General features: G+C 67.9%; 21 protein-coding genes, 1 tRNA gene and 1 pseudogene. 9 read left to right on the forward strand and 14 right to left on the reverse strand.

The genetic code is table 11. From position 1 onward, the window contains the following. Positions 1–6: 6 nt before the first annotated feature. The 8 genes and pseudogenes from BMX96_RS11980 to fabD all read right to left on the reverse strand — a co-directional run bounded on the left by BMX96_RS11980 (position 7) and on the right by fabD (position 7,775). Positions 7–1,171: pseudogene (locus BMX96_RS11980) on the reverse strand (phage portal protein). Between the two features lie 120 nt (positions 1,172–1,291). Beyond that, a complete protein-coding gene (locus BMX96_RS11985) occupies positions 1,292–2,614 on the reverse strand; it encodes a DNA-packaging protein (protein WP_236737064.1) in 1,323 nt (440 codons plus the stop codon). Then, entirely contained in the window at positions 2,550–2,903 is a 354-nt protein-coding gene (locus tag BMX96_RS19930) for a hypothetical protein (RefSeq protein ID WP_236737045.1), read from the reverse strand. Before BMX96_RS19930 ends, BMX96_RS11985 begins: the two co-directional genes overlap by 65 nt. 136 nt (positions 2,904–3,039) lie before the next feature. Next, positions 3,040–4,197: an endolytic transglycosylase MltG gene (gene mltG / locus BMX96_RS11990; RefSeq protein WP_091845724.1), complete on the reverse strand. Its 1,158-nt coding sequence runs from the start codon at positions 4,195–4,197 to the stop codon at positions 3,040–3,042. Further along, entirely contained in the window at positions 4,197–5,459 is a 1,263-nt protein-coding gene (gene fabF, locus BMX96_RS11995; protein WP_091845725.1) for a beta-ketoacyl-ACP synthase II, read from the reverse strand. Before fabF ends, mltG begins: the two co-directional genes overlap by 1 nt. Before the next feature lie 192 nt (positions 5,460–5,651). Then, complete coding sequence (locus BMX96_RS12000) at positions 5,652–5,891, reverse strand: acyl carrier protein (RefSeq protein WP_073125418.1); 240 nt, start codon at positions 5,889–5,891, stop codon at positions 5,652–5,654. 183 nt (positions 5,892–6,074) lie between these two features. Beyond that, positions 6,075–6,812, reverse strand: coding sequence for a 3-oxoacyl-[acyl-carrier-protein] reductase (gene fabG, locus BMX96_RS12005; protein ID WP_091845726.1), 738 nt, complete (start codon positions 6,810–6,812; stop codon positions 6,075–6,077). Between the two features lie 30 nt (positions 6,813–6,842). Further along, positions 6,843–7,775: an ACP S-malonyltransferase gene (gene fabD / locus BMX96_RS12010; RefSeq protein ID WP_091845727.1), complete on the reverse strand. Its 933-nt coding sequence runs from the start codon at positions 7,773–7,775 to the stop codon at positions 6,843–6,845. Positions 7,776–7,932: 157 nt separating this feature from the next. Between fabD and BMX96_RS12015 the strand changes: the two genes are divergently transcribed. Then, on the forward strand, positions 7,933–9,135 hold the full coding sequence (locus BMX96_RS12015) for a cytochrome b/b6 domain-containing protein (protein ID WP_091845728.1): 1,203 nt from the start codon (positions 7,933–7,935) through the stop codon (positions 9,133–9,135). 75 nt (positions 9,136–9,210) lie between these two features. On the opposite strand, the gene BMX96_RS12020 is transcribed toward BMX96_RS12015, so the two are convergent. Both BMX96_RS12020 and BMX96_RS12025 read right to left on the reverse strand, forming a co-directional pair. After that, positions 9,211–9,801 carry a YceI family protein gene (locus BMX96_RS12020; RefSeq protein ID WP_091845729.1) on the reverse strand — a complete coding sequence of 197 codons (591 nt, stop codon included), beginning with the start codon at positions 9,799–9,801 and terminating at the stop codon, positions 9,211–9,213. A gap of 111 nt (positions 9,802–9,912) precedes the next feature. Then, entirely contained in the window at positions 9,913–10,533 is a 621-nt protein-coding gene (locus tag BMX96_RS12025) for a hypothetical protein (RefSeq protein WP_091845730.1), read from the reverse strand. 231 nt (positions 10,534–10,764) lie between these two features. Between BMX96_RS12025 and rpsF the strand changes: the two genes are divergently transcribed. Genes rpsF through rplI form a run of 3 tightly spaced genes read left to right on the forward strand, consistent with a single transcriptional unit; the run spans position 10,765 to position 12,033 of the window. Then, complete coding sequence (gene rpsF / locus BMX96_RS12030) at positions 10,765–11,118, forward strand: 30S ribosomal protein S6 (protein WP_073125400.1); 354 nt, start codon at positions 10,765–10,767, stop codon at positions 11,116–11,118. A 21-nt stretch (positions 11,119–11,139) separates the two neighbouring features. Beyond that, on the forward strand, positions 11,140–11,367 hold the full coding sequence (gene rpsR / locus BMX96_RS12035) for a 30S ribosomal protein S18 (RefSeq protein WP_091845731.1): 228 nt from the start codon (positions 11,140–11,142) through the stop codon (positions 11,365–11,367). Between the two features lie 12 nt (positions 11,368–11,379). Further along, on the forward strand, positions 11,380–12,033 hold the full coding sequence (gene rplI, locus BMX96_RS12040; RefSeq protein WP_073125396.1) for a 50S ribosomal protein L9: 654 nt from the start codon (positions 11,380–11,382) through the stop codon (positions 12,031–12,033). A gap of 73 nt (positions 12,034–12,106) precedes the next feature. On the opposite strand, the gene BMX96_RS12045 is transcribed toward rplI, so the two are convergent. From BMX96_RS12045 to BMX96_RS12055, 3 genes are all read right to left on the reverse strand, one after another. Next, positions 12,107–12,877: an SDR family NAD(P)-dependent oxidoreductase gene (locus BMX96_RS12045; protein ID WP_091845732.1), complete on the reverse strand. Its 771-nt coding sequence runs from the start codon at positions 12,875–12,877 to the stop codon at positions 12,107–12,109. Between the two features lie 139 nt (positions 12,878–13,016). Then, the gene (tig, locus tag BMX96_RS12050; protein WP_073125390.1) at positions 13,017–14,354 is read right to left on the reverse strand and encodes a trigger factor; all 1,338 of its coding nucleotides are present in this window, start codon (positions 14,352–14,354) and stop codon (positions 13,017–13,019) included. A gap of 26 nt (positions 14,355–14,380) precedes the next feature. Further along, positions 14,381–14,465: transfer RNA gene (locus tag BMX96_RS12055), tRNA-Leu, on the reverse strand. Positions 14,466–14,630: 165 nt separating this feature from the next. On the opposite strand from BMX96_RS12055, the gene BMX96_RS12060 reads away from it, so the two are divergent. Beyond that, the gene (locus BMX96_RS12060) at positions 14,631–15,125 is read left to right on the forward strand and encodes a Hint domain-containing protein (protein WP_091845733.1); all 495 of its coding nucleotides are present in this window, start codon (positions 14,631–14,633) and stop codon (positions 15,123–15,125) included. Positions 15,126–15,209: 84 nt separating this feature from the next. Here BMX96_RS12060 and BMX96_RS12065 read toward each other — a convergent pair whose 3' ends face one another. Continuing rightward, positions 15,210–16,340: an anhydro-N-acetylmuramic acid kinase gene (locus BMX96_RS12065; protein WP_091845734.1), complete on the reverse strand. Its 1,131-nt coding sequence runs from the start codon at positions 16,338–16,340 to the stop codon at positions 15,210–15,212. Positions 16,341–16,404: 64 nt separating this feature from the next. Between BMX96_RS12065 and tyrS the strand changes: the two genes are divergently transcribed. The 4 genes from tyrS to BMX96_RS12085 all read left to right on the forward strand — a co-directional run bounded on the left by tyrS (position 16,405) and on the right by BMX96_RS12085 (position 20,206). Continuing rightward, positions 16,405–17,658, forward strand: a complete 1,254-nt coding sequence (gene tyrS, locus BMX96_RS12070; RefSeq protein WP_091845873.1) for a tyrosine--tRNA ligase — start codon at positions 16,405–16,407, stop codon at positions 17,656–17,658. A gap of 93 nt (positions 17,659–17,751) precedes the next feature. Then, positions 17,752–18,561 carry an indole-3-glycerol phosphate synthase TrpC gene (trpC, locus tag BMX96_RS12075; RefSeq protein ID WP_091845735.1) on the forward strand — a complete coding sequence of 270 codons (810 nt, stop codon included), beginning with the start codon at positions 17,752–17,754 and terminating at the stop codon, positions 18,559–18,561. Next, positions 18,558–19,037, forward strand: coding sequence for a cyclic pyranopterin monophosphate synthase MoaC (moaC, locus tag BMX96_RS12080; protein ID WP_091845736.1), 480 nt, complete (start codon positions 18,558–18,560; stop codon positions 19,035–19,037). Before trpC ends, moaC begins: the two co-directional genes overlap by 4 nt. After that, entirely contained in the window at positions 19,034–20,206 is a 1,173-nt protein-coding gene (locus BMX96_RS12085) for a molybdopterin molybdotransferase MoeA (protein WP_091845737.1), read from the forward strand. The genes moaC and BMX96_RS12085 overlap by 4 nt, the downstream gene beginning before the upstream one ends. The last annotated feature ends 50 nt before the right edge of the window (positions 20,207–20,256 follow it).

The raw sequence follows: 20,256 nt of genomic DNA on the forward strand, positions 1-20,256 counted from the left end.
CCCCCTTCATTCCGCGGTCAGCCCCAGCAGCGCCCGTTTCTCGGCCTTGCTGAGGAAGTCGGCCTCGGCCACGCGGCGCCATTGCGCCTCGCGCTCCAGCGCCAGCGCCGGCACCTGGTCGAGATCCACGCGAAGCTCGGCCGCCTCGCCCGCAAAACCCGACAGCCAATGCCCCAGCGCCCCCGCCACGCGGTTCGCCATGGGCAGAACCGTCAGGCGGAAAAAGGCGCGATTGGCCTCGGCGTAATTGGCGTAGGTCGCGTCGCCGGGGATCCCCAGCATCATCGGCGGCACCCCGAAGGCCAGCGCGATGTCGCGCGCCGCGGCGTCCTTGGTCTTGTGGAACTCCATGTCCGAGGGCGAGAAGCCCATGGGCTTCCAGTCCAGCCCCCCCTCCAGCAGCATCGGCCGCCCGGCGTTGCGCGCGCCCTGGTGGTGCGCCTCCATCTCGGACACGAGGCGGTCGTACTGGTCCGGCGCCAGCATCCCCTCGCCACCCTGGTAGACGATGGCGCCCGAGGGCCGCGCGGCGTTGTCCAGCAGCGCCTTCGACCAGCGCGCGGCGGCGTTGTGCACGTCCATCGCGGTGGCGGCGGCCTGCATCGGCGACAGGCCGTAGTGGTCGTCCTGCGGGTGGAAGGCCTTCACGTGGCACACGGGCGAGACGCCGTCCTCGACACGGAACCGGTGCTTGCGGCCGCCCACCGCGTATTCGTAGGCAACGGGCCAGCCGTCGGCGCCGGGCACCACGCTCATCCGGTCCGAGCGCAGGACGTGCAGCTCGACCGGCAGACCGCCCTCGCCCACCGCCTCGACATAGCCGTCGCCGGACAGCAGCAGCTGGCCGTAGAGCGCCTCGAGCCATTCCGACCGGCCCTGCCCCGCGTTGGGCCGTGCCACGAGCTCCAGCAGGGGGTGGCGGTCATACCGTCCGGCCGAACCGTGCAGCACCAGCGGCAGCGCCGCGGCGGCCTCGGCGATCAGCTTCACGCAGCGAAAGCCCACCGGATTGCCGAGAAATCCGTTCCGCGTCAGCGATCCGGTGTCGCGCGGGCTCCAAGGCCACACGGCCCGCACCGCCATAGGCGATGCCGGGCGGGGTCAGGCCGCCAGTGGCGCTGGCCTTCGTGGCCCCGGGCGCATCCGCCGCACGTTTGAGAAAGTCGAACATGGCGTCTCCTCGTCTGCTGTCCGGGCATGGCTGGCCCGCCGTCGCGCGGGGCGGGCCCCGGCGACCTGTCATCGTCGTCGTCCTGTCTGCGGGTCGCGGGGGCTCAGCCCCCGCGCGGGGCTAGACCGACCTCACCTGCGGCGTGGCCCGCGGCTGTCCCAGCATCAGCTCGGTCAGCGCCCAGACCAGCGCATCCACCCGGTCGGGGCTGCCCTGGCCGTGAAATCCCGATATCGCCATCTGGCACATCTGATCCTCCAATTCCGCGTGCAGACCCAGATGCGCCACGCGTCCCTGTTCGTAGAGTGCGGCCACCGGCTCTGCCCGAACAGACTTACCCCGGCTGGCGTGAACGCCGCGGTAACTCACCGTACGGTCCTCCTGGCGGATGATCTCCTCGACCATGTCGCCGCCCTGGTTGACCTCGGCCACCAGGCGATCGGCGCCGTGGCGGTGATAGGCGGCGATGGCCACGCGGGCCCAGCCGTTGGGGCCAAGGCCCTGCACGCTGCAATCCTCGATCACCACGGCCGATCCATCGGGCAGCACGCCTGCCACGACGATGCCGCAGGTATCCGCGTTGCGCCCGCCCGTCACCGGCGGGTCCACGGCGACCACGACACGGGCGGGTGCCGGGTGCTCGGACACGCGGGTCCCGTCGATCATCGCCCGCGTCCACAGCGCGCCGTCGACCTCGTCCAGAAGGCAACCCTGAAGCTCCTGCTGGCCCAGCCGCGTGTCGCCATAGCGCGACAGGATCTCGTGCAGGAACGACGCCGCCAGGTGCGCGCGGTTGTCCAGCGTGGTGGCGTGGGTCGTCACCGTCGACGGCATGTCCAGAAGCCGTTTCAGCACGCCCACGTTGCGCGGTGTCGTCGTCACGCATTGGCGCGGATCGTCGCCCAGCCGCAGGCAGAATTGCAGCATGTCCCACGTCTCGTCCGCGCGGCGCCACTTGGCCAGCTCGTCCACCCAGGCCGCGTCGAATTGCGGGCCCCGCAGCGCCTCGGGCTCCTGCGCGGAATACGCCTTTGCCTCGGCGCCGTTGGGCCAAACCAGCCGCCGCTTGCCCGCCTCCCAGACCGGGCGGCGGTCGGGCGGCGCGCAGGCCAGGATGCCGCTGTCGCCGAAGACCATGACGTCGCGCACCTGGTCGAAGGTCTCGCCGACCAGCGCCACGCGCCGGGCGCGCCCGGGGTCGGTCGCGCGGTTGCCCTCGACCTGCGCGCGCACCCATTCGGCACCCGCCCGTGTCTTGCCGGCACCGCGCCCGCCCAGGATCACCCAGCTGCGCCAGTCGCCATCGGGCGGCAACTGGTGGTCCATCGCCCAGAACTCGAACAGGTAGGGCAGCGCCAGAAGCGCCTCCTCGCCGAGATCAGCCAGGAAGGTCTCCTGCGTCTTGCGCGGACCGGATGCGATCAAGGCGGCGCCCGATTTCAGCGCGTGCGGCTTCCATGTCGAAGGAGCCGTCGTCGCCGGCTCCGGCCTGGCGTTTCCAGAAATCATCGAGTCGTTTCCTTTCGTCGTAGACGGTCTGCACCGAGCGCGAGACCATGGTGACCACCCGCCGGAACTCGGTCTCGGAGTAGCTTTCCGAGGCGCGAAGCGACGCCCGCATCTCGTGCAGGTCGAGGATGACATCCTCGTAATTGGCCACCGCCACTTTCAGCAGACGCTCGGGGTCGATGTCGCAGCTGCCCGCGATGGACTCGCGATCCCGTGTGGCCATGCAGCTGTCTCCCGCGGTCTGGATCCCTGAACGCGAAACGGCGGCGAACCGATCAGGTCCGCCGCCGCCTATGCATCGCGTTCCTTGCGATCACACTCGCAAGAACCGTTTAAGAGGGGATGTCAGCTCCGCGCGGTCAGTTCGACTGCCGCTCGGCCTCGATGGCGCGCCAGCGCGCCACGTTCTCGTTGTGCTCGGCCAGGGTGCGGCCGAAGGCGTGCCCGCCGGTACCGTCCGCCACGAAATACAGCAGGTCGGTTTCGTCGGGGTTCAGCGCCGCCTCGATGCTGGCCAAGCCCGGGTTCGCGATGGGAGTCGGCGGCAGACCGTCGATCTGGTAGGTGTTGTAAGGGGTCGCGGCATCCAGCTCGCTGCGGCGCAGGCCACGGCCCAGGACACCCTCGCCGTTGGTGATGCCGTAGATCACCGTCGGGTCGGTCTGAAGCCGCATCCCCTCGCGCAGGCGATTGACGAAGACGCTGGCCACCTGCCCACGCTCTTCCGGCACACCGGTTTCCTTCTCGACGATAGACGCCATGGTCAGCGCCTCGGCGGGCGTGTCGTAGGGCAGGCCCTCGGCGCGGTTTTCCCACGCGGTGGACAACCGGTCGCCCTGCCGTTCCTGCATCAGCGCCAGCAGGTCCTCGCGGATGGCGCCCGGCCGCACCTCGTAGCTGTCGGGCGCCAGCATCCCCTCGGGCGGCACGCCCGCGACATCGCCCGACAGGAAATCGGCGGCTTTCAAAGCCTCGACCACCTGCCACGAGGTCACGCCCTCGGCCATGGCGATGCGGAAGCGCGTGTCGTTCCGGTCGGCCACCTCGGTATAGGCTTCGGGCGCCTCGGCTTCGGCCGCCGGATCGAACTCGGCCACGATGTCGAACCGCCCCGTGGCCGGGTCCAGTTCGCGTACGCGGATCTCGCTCTCGGTCACGCCGATGCGGTACACGACCTCGGTCCCGCAGGTGCTTTGTCCCTCGGCGGTGATCTCGCCCACGATATCGGCCATGGACGCGCCTTCGCGGATCAGGAAGCTGCCCGCTTTCAGATCGTCCGAGCGTTCGGTGTAGGTCGCGCCCAGCCGCATGATCTGCGGTGTGTCGACCGCACCGCGGGCCGCCAGCTCTTTGCTGACGCGGCGCATGTTCGATCCGGGCTCGACCCGCAGGCAGATCGCCTCGGCCAGGGGACCCGGCTGCTCATAGGCGCGCTTGCCCCAGGCCACCACGCCACCCACCGCCAGAAGCGCGACGATCAACAGCGACAATCCGTTGGCGGCGACGTGTTTCCACATCAGGCATCGACCTTTCGCATGATGAGGGCCGCATTCGTGCCGCCGAACCCGAACGAGTTCGACAGGACGCAGTCGATCTTGCGCTCGACCTTCTTCAGCGGCGCCAGGTCGATCACGGCGTCCTCGGGGGGCGACTCGAGGTTCAGGGTCGGCGGCGCCACCTGGTCGCGCATGGCCAGGATGCTGAAGATCGCCTCGATAGCGCCCGCCGCACCCAGAAGGTGGCCGGTCGACGACTTGGTTGACGACATGGTGGCGTTCTTCGCCGCGTCGCCCAGCAGGCGCTGGACCGCGCCCATCTCGATCGTGTCGGCCATGGTGCTGGTGCCGTGCGCGTTGATGTAATCGATCTGCGACGGGTCGATGCCGGCGCGCTTCACGGCCGCGCGCATGGCGCGCTCGGCGCCCTCGTGATCTGGCGGCGGCGCGGTGATGTGGTGCGCGTCGCCCGACAGGCCATAGCCGATGACCTCGGCATAGATCTTGGCGCCCCGCGCCTTCGCCCGCTCGTAATCCTCCAGGACGACAACACCCGCGCCCTCGCCCATGACAAAGCCGTCGCGGTCGGCGTCCCAGGGACGGCTGGCGCGCTCGGGGTCGTTCCTGTGCTTGGTCGACAAGGCCTTGCAGGCGTTGAACCCGGCGATTCCGATTTCCGAGATCGGGCTTTCGGTTCCGCCGGCAACCATGACGTCGGCATCGCCCAGCTGGATCAGCCGCGCGGCGTCGCCGATGGCGTGCGCACCGGTGGAACAGGCGGTGACGACGGCGTGGTTCGGGCCCTTGAAGCCATGCTTGATGCTGACCTGCCCCGAGACCAGGTTGATCAGCGCGCCGGGGATGAAGAACGGCGACACCCGACGCGGGCCGCGCTCCTTGATCATCACCGCCGTCTCGGCGATGGATTGCAGCCCGCCGATGCCCGATCCGATCATGACGCCGATATCCAGCTTCTCCTCGTCGCTGGCATCACCGATTCCGGCATCCGCGATGGCCTGGTCGGCTGCCGCCACGCCGTACAGGATGAAATCGTCGACCTTGCGCTGTTCCTTGGGCTCCATCCACGCGTCGGCGTCGAAGGTGTCATCGGACCCGTCGCCGCGGGGGACTTCGCAGGCGTAATCGGTGGCCAGGTGCGAGGCGTCGAAGCGGCTGATCGTCCCCGCCCCCGATTGCCCGTCCAGCAGCCGCCGCCACGTGGGCTCGACCCCGCAGGCCAACGGGCTCACCATTCCCAATCCGGTCACAACTACGCGTCGCATGGGCGCTCCTCGATCGATCTTGCCAGGTTTTTGCCTGATACACGGCCCGTCTTCCCAAGGAAAGAGCCCCGGGCGATCGCCGCCGATCCCGGCTCAACCTTGCCGGAGACCTTCAAGCCACTGGCGGGAAACGTAAAACGCGCCCGCCGGAGGTCCGGGCGGGCGCGCGCAATACACGTCTGGCGCGTGGCCTCAGACGGCTTCCTTGATGAACTTCACGGCATCGCCGAAGGTCTGGATGGTCTCGGCCGCATCATCGGGGATCTCGATGCCGAATTCCTCTTCGAACGCCATGACCAGCTCGACGGTGTCCAGGCTGTCGGCGCCCAGATCGTCGATGAACGAGGCGTTCTCGGTCACTTTTTCCTCTTCCACGCCCAGATGCTCAACCACGATCTTCCTGACGCGCGTCTCGATATCGCCTTCGCTCATACTGTATCCTCTTGTCCTTTTTCGGGGCGTCGCCCGCTTAGTGGTTTGGCCGCTTGCGGCCCTGGATGGGTTCAGGTCATTTCGCCGCATTGCCATGGGCGCCGCCGACCGGAAGGGCTCGAAGCCGCCTATAGCATAGGATATTTCCGAGGCAAACGTCTAAGCCGCGTGTGAAACCGCGGCTCAGACCATCGCCATGCCGCCATTCACGTGCAGAGTCGCACCGGTGACATAGGCCGCCTCGTTGCTGGCGAGGTACAGGACCGCGGCCGCGATCTCGTCTGGGGTGCCCATGCGGCCGACGGGAATCTGCGCCAGCATGCCGTCGCGCTGCTTGTCGTTCAGCTTGTCGGTCATGGCGGTCTCGATGAAGCCCGGCGCGACACAGTTCACGGTGATGCCCCGGCTCGCGACCTCCTGCGCCAGCGACTTCGACATGCCCACCATACCGGCCTTCGCGGCGGAATAGTTGGCCTGCCCGGGGTTGCCCGTCTCGCCCACGATGGACGAGATGTTGACGATCCGCCCCCAGCGGGCCTTCATCATGCCGCGCAGGCTGGCCTGGCTCAGCTTCATCACCGCTGTCAGGTTCACATCCAGCACCTGCGCCCAGTCGTCGTCGCCCATGCGCATCATAAGCCCGTCGCGGGTGATGCCGGCATTGTTGACCAGGATGTCCAGCGATCCCATGGCCTCGGCCGCCTGCTTGGGCAAGGCCTTCAGCGCGTCGTCGTCGCCCAGGTCGCACGGCAGGGCAAAAGCGCCCTCGCCAAGCTCGGCCGCCAGCCCATCCAGCGGCCCCTGTCGCGTCCCGGACAGGCCAACCTTGGCACCGGCGCCATGCAGCACCCGCGCGATCTCGCCGCCGATCCCCCCCGAGGCGCCGGTCACCAGCGCCGCCTTGCCATTCAATTCAAACATGTCATCCTCCCTCATTCCTTAGGCAGGTCGTCAATTCCCCAACGCCGCCCTTACCTCGTCGGCTGTGCCGACTTGCCGCGTTTCGATGGCCCGGTCGATCCGCCGGATCATTCCCGAAAGCGCCTTGCCGGCGCCCACTTCCCAGATTTCCGTGACGCCATCGGCGCCCATGCGCTGAACGCTCTCGCGCCAGCGCACCGACCCGGTGACCTGCTCGACAAGCAGGCGGCGGATCTCGTCGGGATCCTGCACCGGCGCGGCGGTGACATTCGCCACCACCGGAACGGCCGGCGCCGCGATGCTCACACCAGACAGAGCGTCGGCCATGGCGTCCGCCGCAGGCTGCATCAGCGCGCAATGAAACGGTGCGGACACCGGCAGCAGCACGGCGCGCTTGGCGCCCGCCTCCTTGGCCAGCTCAACCGCCCGCTCGACCGCCGCCTTGTGGCCCGAGATCACGACCTGGCTGGGATCGTTGTCATTGGCCGCCTGGCAAACCTCGTCGCCCGCCGCCCGGTCGGCCACGTCACGCGCCGCCTCGAAATCGAGGCCCAGAAGCGCGGCCATGGCGCCCTCGCCCACCGGCACCGCCTTCTGCATGGCGGTGCCCCGCAGGCGTAGCAGCCGCGCGGCGTCGGCCACGCTGAGCGCCCCGGCCGCCGCCAGGGCCGAGTATTCGCCAAGCGAATGCCCCGCCACCATAGCGGCGCGGTCCATGGTGAAGCCCTCGGATTCCAGCGCGCGGAAGGCGGCCAGCGACGTGGCCATCAGCGCGGGCTGCGCGTTAGCGGTCAGCGTCAGGTCGTCGGCCGAGCCGTTCCAGATCAGCTCGCTCAGCTTTTCCCCCAGCGCCTCGTCGACCTCGTCGAAGACCGCCCGCGCGGCAGGAAAGCTGTCGGCCAGGTCACGGCCCATGCCCACCGTCTGCGCGCCCTGCCCGGGAAAAACCAATGCCAACGCCATGCAACTGCTCCGTTCCGCGATAATTCCGCACCGCATAAACGTTGCGTCACCCGGGCGCAATCATTGCCGATCCGCGCACAGACGCTCTGCGGTCGGGCGCGTTGCGCGCGCAGTGCAGGCGGCTAACTTCCCGGCAAACTTCGTTCGGAGCACCGAAATGCAACTGGCCAATACAGACGTTACCTACGGAACGATCACCAAGACCTTCCACTGGCTGATCGCCCTTCTGATCCTCACGAACATCCCGCTGGCGTGGTTGGGCGAGAATCTGCCGGACCAGACATCGCAGGACATCGCCCGGCTGTCCGTGATCTGGTCCACGCACAAGACCATCGGCGTGGCCGTGTTCTTCGTGGCGCTTCTCCGCATCCTCTGGGCTTTGACCCAGCCCAAGCCCGCGCCGGTGCATCCCGACCGCCGGGCCGAGACGCTTCTGGCCGAAACCATTCACTGGTGCCTTTACGCCGCGCTGGTGGTGGTGCCGCTCTCGGGCTGGATCGGCCACGCCGCCAGCCAGGGCTACGCGCCCATCTGGTGGCCCTTCGGCCAAAGCCTGCCGCTGGTCCCCCGCTCGGACGCGGTGGAAGAGGCAGCGAAGCTCACCCACTGGCTCTTCACCTGGATCCTGATCGTGTCGCTGGGCCTGCATATCGCGGGCGCGCTGAAGCATGCGCTGATCGACCGCGACAGCACCCTGTCGCGCATGTGGTTCGGGCGGGCCGACCTTGGCCGCATCGCCCCGGCCGAGCATCCCGGCGCCGCCATGCTGCTGGCCGCCACGATCTACGTCTTCGGTGGCGTGTCGGTGCTGGCCCTGGCCTATGAACCCGTCGAGGCGCCCGAGGTCGCCGAAGCGGCCCCCGCCGCGGCCACGGGCGGCAACTGGCAGGTCGAAAGCGGCGATATCGGGATCACCGTCCAACAGATGGGGTCGGCCATCCAGGGCGGCTTCGCCGACTGGACAGCCGAGATCGACTTCACCGAAGAGGTGCAGGACGGCACTCACGGCACGGTGACGGTCGAGATCGACATCCCCAGCCTCACGCTTGGGTCGGTCACGTCGCAAGCGCTCGGACCCGATTACTTCGCGGCCAACGACCACCCGGTGGCGGTCTACGAGGCGACGATCCTGCCCGCGGAGGATGGCTACCTCGCCGAGGGCACGCTGTCGCTCGCCGGGCAGGAATCGCAGGTCGACCTGCCCTTCACCCTGACCATCGACGGCGATACCGCCACGATGAACGGCACCACGACGCTCGACCGGCGCAACTTCGGGATCGGCGACAACCAGACCGATCCCAGCACGCTGGGCTTCACGGTCGATGTCGACATCGCGGTGACCGCCACCCGCGCCGACTGACAGCCGGACACGGCGGAGACGAAAAAAGCCCGGCGAAATCGCCGGGCTTTCCTTTTGGCGCAATGATCGCCGATCTTACGACGCGGTGCCTTCGGCCTGCATCGCCTCGATGGAGATGTGCACCTGCACCTCGTCGCTCACATAGGGCGCGAACATGCCGACGTTGTAATCGCTGCGCAGGATCGTCGTGGTGGCGTCGAAACCGGCCCAGGGCTTGCCTTCCATCGGATGCTCGCCGGCCTGGTTCAGGGTGGCTTCCAGCACGACTTCCCTCGTCACGCCGTTCATGGACAGGTCACCGGTGATGTTCGCGGTGCTGTCGCCGGTCACCTCGATCCCGGTCGAGGTGAAGGTGACCATGTCGCCTTCCTCGGCGCCGAAGAAATCGTCGGACATGAAGTGCTCGAAACGGCCTTCCCAGCCGGTGAACATCGACCGGACGGGGAACGAGACCTCGACGCTCGAATTCGCGGGATCTTCCTGGTCGAACTGGATGTCGCCCTCGAAGCCCGAGAACATGCCCCAGGTGGTCGAGAAGCCCAGGTGCTCGTACGAGAACAGGATCTGGCTGTGGCTGCTGTCGAGCTCGTAGGCGACGGGCTCGGCGATGGCGGCGGGGGCGGCAAGGCCAAGGGCCAGCGCGGTCGTGGTCAGAAGACGGGTCATGAAAACCTCCTTGAATGGACGACGGTCTGTCGATGCACCGACAGCTAGTCGAAGCCGGGGGAGGCTCAATTCAGCATGGGATCACAAGTTCTGAGCGGTGGCGCACACTTATCAGCCGAAGCTGCGCGCCTCTCGCATCCGCGCGCGGCCCACCAGCGATGTCAGCATGGCCTCGGTGGTCCGGACCGACGCGCCGCTCAGCTGCGCGTGCAGTCTTTCCAGCGCCGGATCACTGTCCGAGCCCAGGTAGATCGCATCGCGGCCCTCGGCCAGGCGCGCATAGAGATGGCTGGCAGCGCGGCCTTCGCGCTCACGCAGTATGAAGAAGCTTTCGATCCGGCAGAGCGGAATCCGTTCGATCACCTGCGGCGGGCCACGAAAAGCCGATTGCACGATCTCCAGCCGACCGGCGCGCCGGTCGATCCGGGTCCCGACCCGCACGCCCAGTCGGGCGGAGCGGGCCAGGAGGGCCGCGGCCCAAAGGCCGGCCAGGCTTACAGCCGCCTTCAGCACCAGCAATGGCGCCAGCCAGACGGCACCCGGCAGCACCCACATCCCGACCACCATCGCACCCAGCCCCGCGGCCGCGACCAGCATCCCGCCCTCGACCGTCCGGGCGTTCCGGGTGATCCAGGTGTCGCGATGCAGAACGATCGCATCTTCGCGTTCCTCTAGCCGCAAATGCTCGACCGTGCAGCGGTTGTAGAGATTATTGAGAAACGAAAGGATCATGCGAACGCCCCCACTGGTCACGCGCCGGTTTTCCGGGCGAATTCGGGCGCAACTTTGACGGTCGCAAAGCTTTTGCAGGACGCCTGCCTCGGGCCTTGCATCGCGGGCCGAAGGGCTCTATGTCCCGGCCACTTCCGCGAAGACGATGAACGGCGCAGCCTCTCGTGTCCGGGGCGCGGAAGCCTCATATCCCGGACTTTGAAATGCGCCCGCAACAGAACTGGAAAGTCCATGCCCCTCTACGAGCATGTCTTCATTTCCCGTCAGGACCTGTCGAACGCGCAGGCCGAGGGACTCATCGAACATTTCGGCACCGTGCTGTCGGACAACGGCGGCAAGCTGGTTGATCAGGAATACTGGGGCGTCAAGACAATGGCGTTCAAGATCAACAAGAACCGCAAGGGCCACTACGCCTACCTGCGCACCGACGCCCCCGCCGAGGCCGTGCAGGAGATGGAGCGCCTGATGCGTATCCACGACGACGTGATGCGCGTCCTGACCATCAAGGTCGACGCCCACGAGGAAGGCCCCTCGATCCAGATGCAGAAGCGCGACGACCGCGACGACCGCCGGTCGCGTCGCTAAGCCCAGGAAAGGACAGAACACATGGCTGCAAAACCGTTTTTCCGCCGCCGCAAGGTCTGCCCCTTCTCGGGCGACTATGCACCCAAGATCGACTACAAGGACACGCGCCTGCTGCAGCGCTATGTCAGCGAACGCGGCAAGATCGTGCCGTCGCGCATCACCGCCGTCTCGGCCAAGAAGCAGCGTGAACTGGCCCGCGCCATCAAGCGCGCCCGCTTCCTCGCCCTGCTGCCCTACGCCGTGAAATAAGGAGGACGGACCATGGACGTTATTCTTCTCGAACGCGTGGCGAAGCTGGGCCAGATGGGCGACGTGGTGTCCGTCAAGGAAGGCTACGCGCGCAACTACCTGCTGCCGCAGAAAAAGGCGCTGTGGGCCTCCAAGGCCAACGTCGCCGCTTTCGAAGACCAGAAGGCGCAGCTCGAGGCCCGCAACCTCGAGACCAAGAAAGAAGCCGAATCGCTGGCGACCAAGCTGGACGGTCAGCAGTTCGTCGTCATCCGCTCCGCTTCGGACGGTGGCGCGCTCTACGGCTCGGTCTCGACTCGTGACGCCGCCGACGCGGCGACCGAGAACGGCTTCGATATTGACCGCAAGCAGGTCGCGCTGTCGGCCCCGATCAAGGAACTGGGCCTGCACGACGTGATCGTGACCCTGCACCCCGAGGTCGAGGTGACGATTCAGCTGAACGTCGCCCGTAGCCCCGAGGAAGCCGAGCTTCAGGCCCAGGGCAAGTCGATCCAGGAGCTGGCTGCCGAGGAAGAGGCCGCCGCCGAGTTCGAAATCCAGGAACTGTTCGACGACATCGGCGCCGCCCAGCTGGACGAGTTGGAAGAGCCGGTCGAGCAAGAGACCGACCAGCCCGCCACCCAGGACAAGGCCGAGCTGGATGAGAAGCTGAACGACGACGACTGATCGTCCTTCCTTCCGGAATGACAACGCCGCGCGGTTCTTCCCGCGCGGCGTTTTTCTTTTTTGGAACTGCGGCCTAAAGGAAATCCACGATCCCGCCTTCAACGCGAAGGCTCGCACCCGTGGTGGCCGAGGCCTGCTCCGAGCAGGTGTAGACGATCATGTTCGCCACCTCCTCGACCGTGGCGGTGCGCTGGATGATCGTCGTCGGGCGTTCCTGCTGCGCGAACCGCGCGCCGGCCTCCTCGATGCTTTCCCCGGTTTCCTTTACGTTATCCTCGATCATCGCCTTCACGCCGTCGGACAATGTCGGGCCCGGCAGGACCGAGTTGACGGTGACCCCCGTCCCGGCCAGCCGCTTGGCCAGCCCGCGCGCCAGCGCGATGTCGGCGGTCTTGGACACGCCGTAATGCACCATTTCGGTCGGGATGTTGAAGCCCGACTCGGACCCCAGCATCACGATGCGCCCCCAGCCGCGATCGACCATCCCCGGCGCCAGCGCACGCGACAGGCGCATGGCGCTCATCACGTTTACCTGCCAGTGCCGGTCCCAGATGGCGTCGTCGGTCTCGAAGAAATCGACCGGCTGAAAGATGCCGGCGTTGTTCACCAGGATATCGACGCGCTCCACATCGCTGATCAGCCGGTCGCACCCTTCCGCGGTGCCCAGGTCCGCGGCGTAGGCGCTGCCGCCGATCTCCTTCGCCCGGGCGTCGGCCTCGGCCGCGTCGCGGCCCGTCACGATCACGTGGGCGCCGGCGTTCGCCAGCCCCTGTGCCGTGGCCCAACCGATGCCCTTGGTCGATCCGGTCACCAGGGCGCGCTTGCCGTCCAGGGATATTTTCATGCTCCGCTCTCCGTTCTGACTGTCTTTGCAGCCCGACGTGGCGCGGTGGCACGGTTTGCCAAGGCGAAGCGCGACCCGGCAAGCAAAAAGGCGCGACCCAGCGGGCCGCGCCTTCTTGGATTCATCGAAGCGGTGTCGCTTACGCCGCGGCCTCCTCGGCCTCCAGCTGTTCGACAGCCTTCTCGAGCTCTTCCTTGCTGACCTCTTTCTCGGTCACGTCGGCCTGGTCGAAGACGTAATCGACGACCTTGTCCTCGAACAGCGGCGCCTGCAGCTGCTGGCGGGCCTGCGGGTTGTTCTGGACGAACTCGAAGAACTGGCGCTCCTGGCCCGGGTACTGCCGCGCCTGGTTCATGACGGCCTGCGTCATCTCGGCGTCGGTGACCTGGATCTCGTGCTTGCGGCCCAGCTCGGCCAGCAGCAATCCCAGGCGCACGCGGCGCTCGGCCAGCTTGCGGTGCTCGTCCGTGGGCTCGATCTTCTCGTGATCGTGGCCCTGCACGTCGGGGTTTTCCTCGTGCCACAGCTGGTGGGCGATCTGGTCGGCCTCGGCCTGCACCAGGCTCGGGGGCAGGTCGAAGGACACCTTGTCGTCCAGCTGGTCCAGAAGCTGGCGCTTCATGACGGCGCGCGCGGCCTGCCCGTACTCGGCGCCCAGGCGCTCGCGGATCTGGCCCTTCAGCGACTCCAGGTCCTCGGCGCCGAACTGCTTGGCCAGCTCGTCGTTCACCTCGGCCTTGGCGGGCTTCTTCACCTCTTTCACGGTGCAGGCGAAGACGGCTTCCTTCCCGGCCAGGTGCTCGGCCTGGTAGTCGGCGGGGAAATCGACCTTCACCTCGACCTCTTCACCGGCCTTGGCGCCCTTCAGCTGATCCTCGAAGCCGGGGATGAAGCTGTTCGAGCCCAGCACCAGCGGGTAATCCTCGGCGGTGCCGCCTTCGAAGACCTCGCCGTCGATGGAGCCGGAGAAGTCGATCACGACCTGGTCGCCATCGGCGGCCTTGCCTTTCTTGGTCTCGAAGCTCTGGGCGCTTTCGGCCAGCTTTTCCAAGGCTTCGTCCACGGCCGACTCGTCGGGGGTGACGACCATCTTTTCCAGCTTCAGCTCCGAAGCATCGAACTCGGGGATCTCGGGCAGCGCCTCGTAGGTCATCTCGACCTCGATATCGTCGCCTTCCTTCCAGTTCTCGTTGGTCATCTTGACGTCGGGCTGGGCGGCCGGGCGGTCGCCGCTTTCCTCGAAATGCTTGGACATGGCGCCGTCGACGGCTTCCTGCATGGCCTCGCCCATCAGGCGCTGGCCGAACTGCTTCTTCAGCAGCGCCATCGGCACCTTGCCCTTGCGAAAGCCCTTCATCTCGACTTCGGGCTGGGCTTCTTTCAGCTTCTCGTCGACCTTGGCGTTCAGCTCGTCGGCGGTCACGGTGATGTGGTAGCCGCGCTTGAGGCCCTCGTTCAACGTCTCGTTGACCTGCATTGTGCCTTTTTCCTCTTCCATGCTTCTGGTGCGGGTGAAGGGACTCGAACCCCCACGCCTTGCGGCGCTTGGACCTAAACCAAGTGCGTCTACCAGTTCCGCCACACCCGCAAAACAAGGGGGCAGCCGACACGGCGCCCCGCAAAATTCGCGTCTCTCTAGCAAAGGCGGTTTGCGGATGCGAGCGGAAAAAACGTACCGAAAAAGGGCCGCTCAACGAATTTTTGACACATTTGCGCGCAAGAGAGGGATCGAGGCAAGACAAAGGACAGTGACATGGCACACGAGATCCCAGGAAAAGCGGCCGGCAAACAGGCCCGGGCGGGATCCACGCAAGCCGGTCTGGCGGCAGGCACGCGCGTGATGACGTTGGACGGGATGATCCCCGTGGAATTCTTGACACCGGGCGACCGCGTCGTGACGCGCGATGGCGGCGTCAGCGTGCTGCGCGGCGTGAAGGTGACCGTGCACACGGATGTGCGCCCGGTGACGATCTCGGCGTCGGTGCTGGGCCATGACCGCCCCGAGCGTGACATGACCGTCGCCCCCGATCAGCCGCTGCTGATCCGCGGCTGGAAGTCCCGCGCTCTCTACGCCGCCGACAGCGCGCTGGTCCCCGCGGCCCGCATGGCCGACGGCCAGTACATCACCGTCGCCGACGCACCGCAGACCCTGCGCAGCTTCCAGCTGGTCTTCGATGCCGAGCACATCATCTACGCCGAAGGCGTCGAGCTGGCGATGACCACCACCGTGGCCGACATCGCCGCCTGATCGGCGACCACGCTCCCGCTTGATCCAACCCCGGCGCGCCGCCGGGGCTTTTGCCGTGATGAGCCCTACGGCGCGTCGACGCTCTCAGCCCCCGGCCCCCAGCGCCACGGCCAGGTCCGACGGCATGGACAAGGTCCCGCCTCCCACGGGCGCGGGCACCCCCGTGGTGCCCGGCGCCGAGGTGGGCCATCCGCGCACCACCCGCACGCCCAGATAGGCGAAGGCCTGCGCCTCGAGCATGTCGCCGTCCAGCCCCACCGCCTCGACCGGCGCGACGGGGCAGTCGCACCCCGCCTCCAGCATCCGCATGAGCGTCGCGTTGTGCCGGCCGCCGCCGGTGACCAGCAACCGCGCGGGCGGGCTGGGACAGTGTTCGAGCCCCAGGGCGACCGACGCCGCGGCCGCGGCCGTCAGGGTCGCCGCCGCATCGGCATCGTCCAACGCGGCGACCGCGTCGCCCAGCCAGGCGAAATCGTTCCGGTCCAGCGATTTCGGCGGCACCTTGCGGAACCACCCGTGCGCCGCCAGCCGGTCCAGCACGCCCGCATCGGCGGTGCCCTGCGCGGCCAGGGCGCCGTCCTCGTCCAGGTCGACACCGCGGCGCGCCTGCATCAGGTCGTTCAGCGGGGCGTTGGCCGGCCCGGTATCGAACGCCAGGCATGCGCCCGGGGCCGACGGGTTCTCGATCGACGGGTCGACCCAGCTCAGGTTGCCGACGCCGCCCAGGTTGACGAAGGCGAGCGGTGCCTCGGCCTTGGCCCATCGCGCGCAGGCGTGATGAAAGAACGGGGCCAGCGGCGCACCCTGCCCGCCCATCTCGACATCCGCGCTGCGGAAATCCCACACCACCGGGCAGTCCAGCACATGGGCCAGCAGCCGCCCGTCGCCGATCTGGCAGGTCCCACGCCCGCCGGGATCATGGGCCGTGGTCTGGCCGTGATAGGCCACCAGCTGCGCCCCGGTCACCTGCGACAGAAGCTCGGCGTGGGCGGTCTCGACGATGGCCGCGGCGTCGTCCAGCCCGTCCCACCGCCCCATGGCGGCGCGCAACACCGCGCGCTCTTCGGTGTCGTAGGGGCGGTAATCGCTGTCGCCGAACTGGAAAATCCGTGCGCCGTCGGTCAGCACCATGGCCGCGTCCACGCCGTCCAGCGAAGTGCCCGACATCGCCCCCAGCGCCCAGACCGGCCCCTGCTTCAACGCCGACTTCAACATGGGTTTTCCTTCCGCAAGAGCCCCGATATACGAAGCCGTGCCGCCAAGGATGGAGCGATTTTTCATGACCTACCAGCCGAAATCCGACTTTCTGCAGGTGATGATTGCCCGCGGCTTCCTGGCCGATTGCACCGATTACGAAGGCCTGGACGACGCCCTGACGGCCGGCATCGTGCCCGCCTATATCGGCTATGACGCGACCGCCAAGTCGCTGCATGTCGGCCACCTGCTGAACATCATGATGCTGCGCTGGTTGCAGAAGACCGGCCACAAGCCCCTGACGCTCATGGGCGGCGGCACGACGAAGGTGGGCGACCCCAGCTTCCGCGCGGACGAACGCCCGCTGCTGGGCCCCGACCAGATCGACGCCAATATCGAGGGCATGAAGGGCGTCTTCGCCAAGTACCTCCAGTACGGCGACGGTCCGTCGGACGCGCTGATGCTCAACAACGCCGAATGGCTCGACGATCTCAATTACCTGGAATTCCTGCGCGACATCGGCCGCCATTTCAGCGTGAACCGCATGCTCAGCTTCGAAAGCGTGAAATCGCGGCTCGACCGGGAACAAAGCCTGTCCTTCCTGGAATTCAACTACATGATCCTGCAGGCCTACGACTTCCTGGAACTCAACCGCCGCTACGGCTGCCTGCTGCAGATGGGCGGCAGCGACCAGTGGGGCAACATCGTGAACGGCATCGACCTGACCCGCCGGGTCAGCGACGCGCATATCTTCGGCCTGACCTCGCCGCTGCTGACCACGTCGGACGGCCGCAAGATGGGCAAAAGCCAGGGCGGCGCGGTCTGGCTCAACGCCGACATGCTCTCGCCCTACGAATTCTGGCAGTTCTGGCGCAACACCACCGACGCCGACGTGGGCCGCTTCGCCAAGCTCTATACCGAGCTGCCGGTCGAGGAATGCGACCGCCTGGGCGCGCTGCAGGGCTCCGAGATCAACGAGGCCAAGGTCATCCTGGCCAACGAGGTCACCGCGCTCTGCCACGGGCGCGAGGCCGCAGAGGCCGCCCACGCCACCGCCCGCGAGGTATTCGAGCGGGGCGGCGTCGGCGACGACCTGCCCACTCTCGCCCTGCCCCGCGCCGAGGCCGATGGCGGGATTTCGGTGGTGCAGCTGATCGTGCGGGCCGGGCTCGCCAAGTCCGGCAAGGACGCCAAGCGCCTGATCGCCGAGGGCGGCGCACGCATGGACGACGCGCCGCTCAGCGACGCGGGCCTCGTGCTCGACAGCGCCACGCTCGCCCGGCCCGTGAAACTCAGCGCCGGCAAGAAGCGCCACGCGCTCGTGACCATCGCGCCGTGACCGGCTTCATCTTTCCCCAAATACCTCCCAGGGGGGCGGCCGCAGGCCGCGGGGGGCAGGCAGCCCCCCTCCACCAGACCAGAAAGCGCTGAGATGCCCACCGTCCTCGACAAGATCAAAGCCTACAAGCTCGACGAGATCGCCGCCCGCAAGGCCGAGCGGGACCAGACCGCCATCGAGGACGAGGCCCGCTCCGCACCGCCCGTGCGCCCCTTCGCCCAAGCGCTCGGCGCGGCCACGCGCGAGGGCTACGGCCTCATCGCCGAGGTCAAGAAGGCCAGCCCCTCCAAGGGCCTGATCCGTCCCGATTTCGACCCGGCGGCCATCGCTGCCGCCTATGCCGAGGGCGGCGCGACCTGCCTGTCGGTCCTGACGGACGCCCCCAGCTTCCAGGGCCACGAGGACTTTCTGATCGAGGCGCGCAAGGCCTGCGAGCTGCCGGTGCTGCGCAAGGATTTCCTCTACGATCCGTGGCAGGTGGCCGAGGCCCGCGCCATGGGGGCCGACTGCATCCTGATCATCCTGGCCAGCGTCGATGACGGCCAGGCGGCCGAGCTCGAGGCGGCGGCGCAGGACTGGAACATGTCGGTCCTGATCGAGGTGCATGACCGCGCGGAGCTCGACCGCGCGCACAACTTGTCCTCGCCCCTCATCGGGATCAACAACCGCAACCTGCACACCTTCGAGACGACGCTCGACACCACGCGGGACCTGGCGCGGCGCGTGGACGCCGACCGGTTGATCGTATCCGAGTCCGGCCTCTTCACCGCGCAGGACCTGTCGGACATGGCCGAATACGGCGCCCGCGCCTTCCTGATCGGCGAGGCGCTCATGCGGCAGGACGACGTGGCGGCGGCGACGCGCGCGCTGCTCGCCGATCCGCTGACGGCGGGCACCCACTGATGGCGCTCACCCATTTCGACGGCGACGGCAACGCCCACATGGTCGACGTGTCCGACAAGCCCGCCACGGCACGCGAGGCCCGCGCGACCGGCTGGGTCAGGATGACCCCCGAAACGCTGGACATGATCACCGACGGCCGCGCCAAGAAAGGCGATGCGCTGGGCGTCGCGCGGCTGGCCGGCATCATGGGCGCCAAGCGGACGTCCGACCTTATCCCGCTCTGCCATCCGCTGCCGGTGACCAAGGTCGCGCTCGACCTGGCACCCGATCCGGAACTGCCGGGCATCCGCGTCACCGCCACGGTCAAGACGAGCGGCCAGACCGGGGTCGAAATGGAGGCGCTGACGGCCGTGTCGACCGCCTGCCTCACCATCTATGACATGGTGAAAGCGGTGCAGAAGGACATGGAGATCGGCGGCATCCACCTGACCTTCAAGGACGGCGGCAAGTCGGGGCGGTTCGAGGCCCAACCGTGATCAGCGTTTCCGAGGCGCTCGACCACGTCTTCTCCCTCGTCGCGCCTCTGCCGTCCGAGACCGTGGCCCTGCGCGATGCGCTCGGCCGCGTATTGGCAGCGCCGCTCACCGCACGCCTGACCCAGCCGCCGTTCCCCTCCGCCGCCATGGATGGCTACGCCATCGCGGCCAGGACCGCCGCGCCCGGCGCAACGTATCGCGTCATAGGCGAATCCGCCGCTGGACACGGCTTCTGGGAATTTGTCGGCGCGGGGGACGGCGTGCGCATCTTCACCGGCGCGCCACTGCCCGACGGAACCGACCGCGTCATCATCCAGGAAGACGTCACCCGTGACGGCGATCGCATCACGCTGGGCGACCGGCTGGACACCGGCGACCATGTCCGCGCCGCCGGCCAAGACTTCCGCCAAGGCGACGCGTTCCAGCCGCGCGGGCCCCTGCGCCCCATCGACCTGGCCTTGATCGCCGCCATGGGCCACGGCGAGGTCTCCGTGACCCGCCGCCCCGAGGTCGCGATCATCGCCACCGGGGACGAGCTCGTGGCCCCCGGCGAGACGCCGGGTCCGGACCAGATCGTGGCGTCGAACAACCTTGGCCTCGCCGCCATGATCGACCGCGCAGGCGGCCGGGCGCGGCTCCTTCCCATCGCGCGCGACACGACCGCCTCGCTCGACACCGCGTTCGATCTGGCGCGCGGCGCCGACATGGTGGTGACCATCGGCGGCGCCTCGGTGGGCGACCACGATCTCGTGGCGCAGGTGGCCGAGGGTCGTGGAATGGAGCAATCGTTCTACAAGGTCGCCATGCGGCCCGGCAAGCCGCTCATGGCCGGCCGGCTCGACGGCGCGCCGATGCTGGGTCTGCCGGGAAACCCGGTGTCGGCCCTGGTCTGCGGCCAGGTCTTCGTCCTGCCCGCGCTGCGGGTGCTCATGGGCCTGCCCGCGGCGCCCGCACCCCGGCAAACGGTCCCGCTGGGCACCGACCTGCCGGCGAACGGCCCGCGCGAACACTACATGCGCGCCTCCTTGCAGGACGGACGCGCCCACGTGGCCGACCGGCAGGACAGCGCCCTTCTTTCGGTGCTGGCCGGGGCCGACGCGCTGGTGATCCGTCCGCCGGACGATCCGCCACGCGGCGCGGGCGACACGGTCGAGGTCATCGCGCTCTGACCGTGCGCCCAAACGTTGACACAAAGCGGGAACAGCATTAGAACTTTGGG

Origin of the sequence: Palleronia pelagia, from assembly GCF_900110115.1 — a bacterium.
GTDB lineage: Bacteria > Pseudomonadota > Alphaproteobacteria > Rhodobacterales > Rhodobacteraceae > Palleronia > Palleronia pelagia.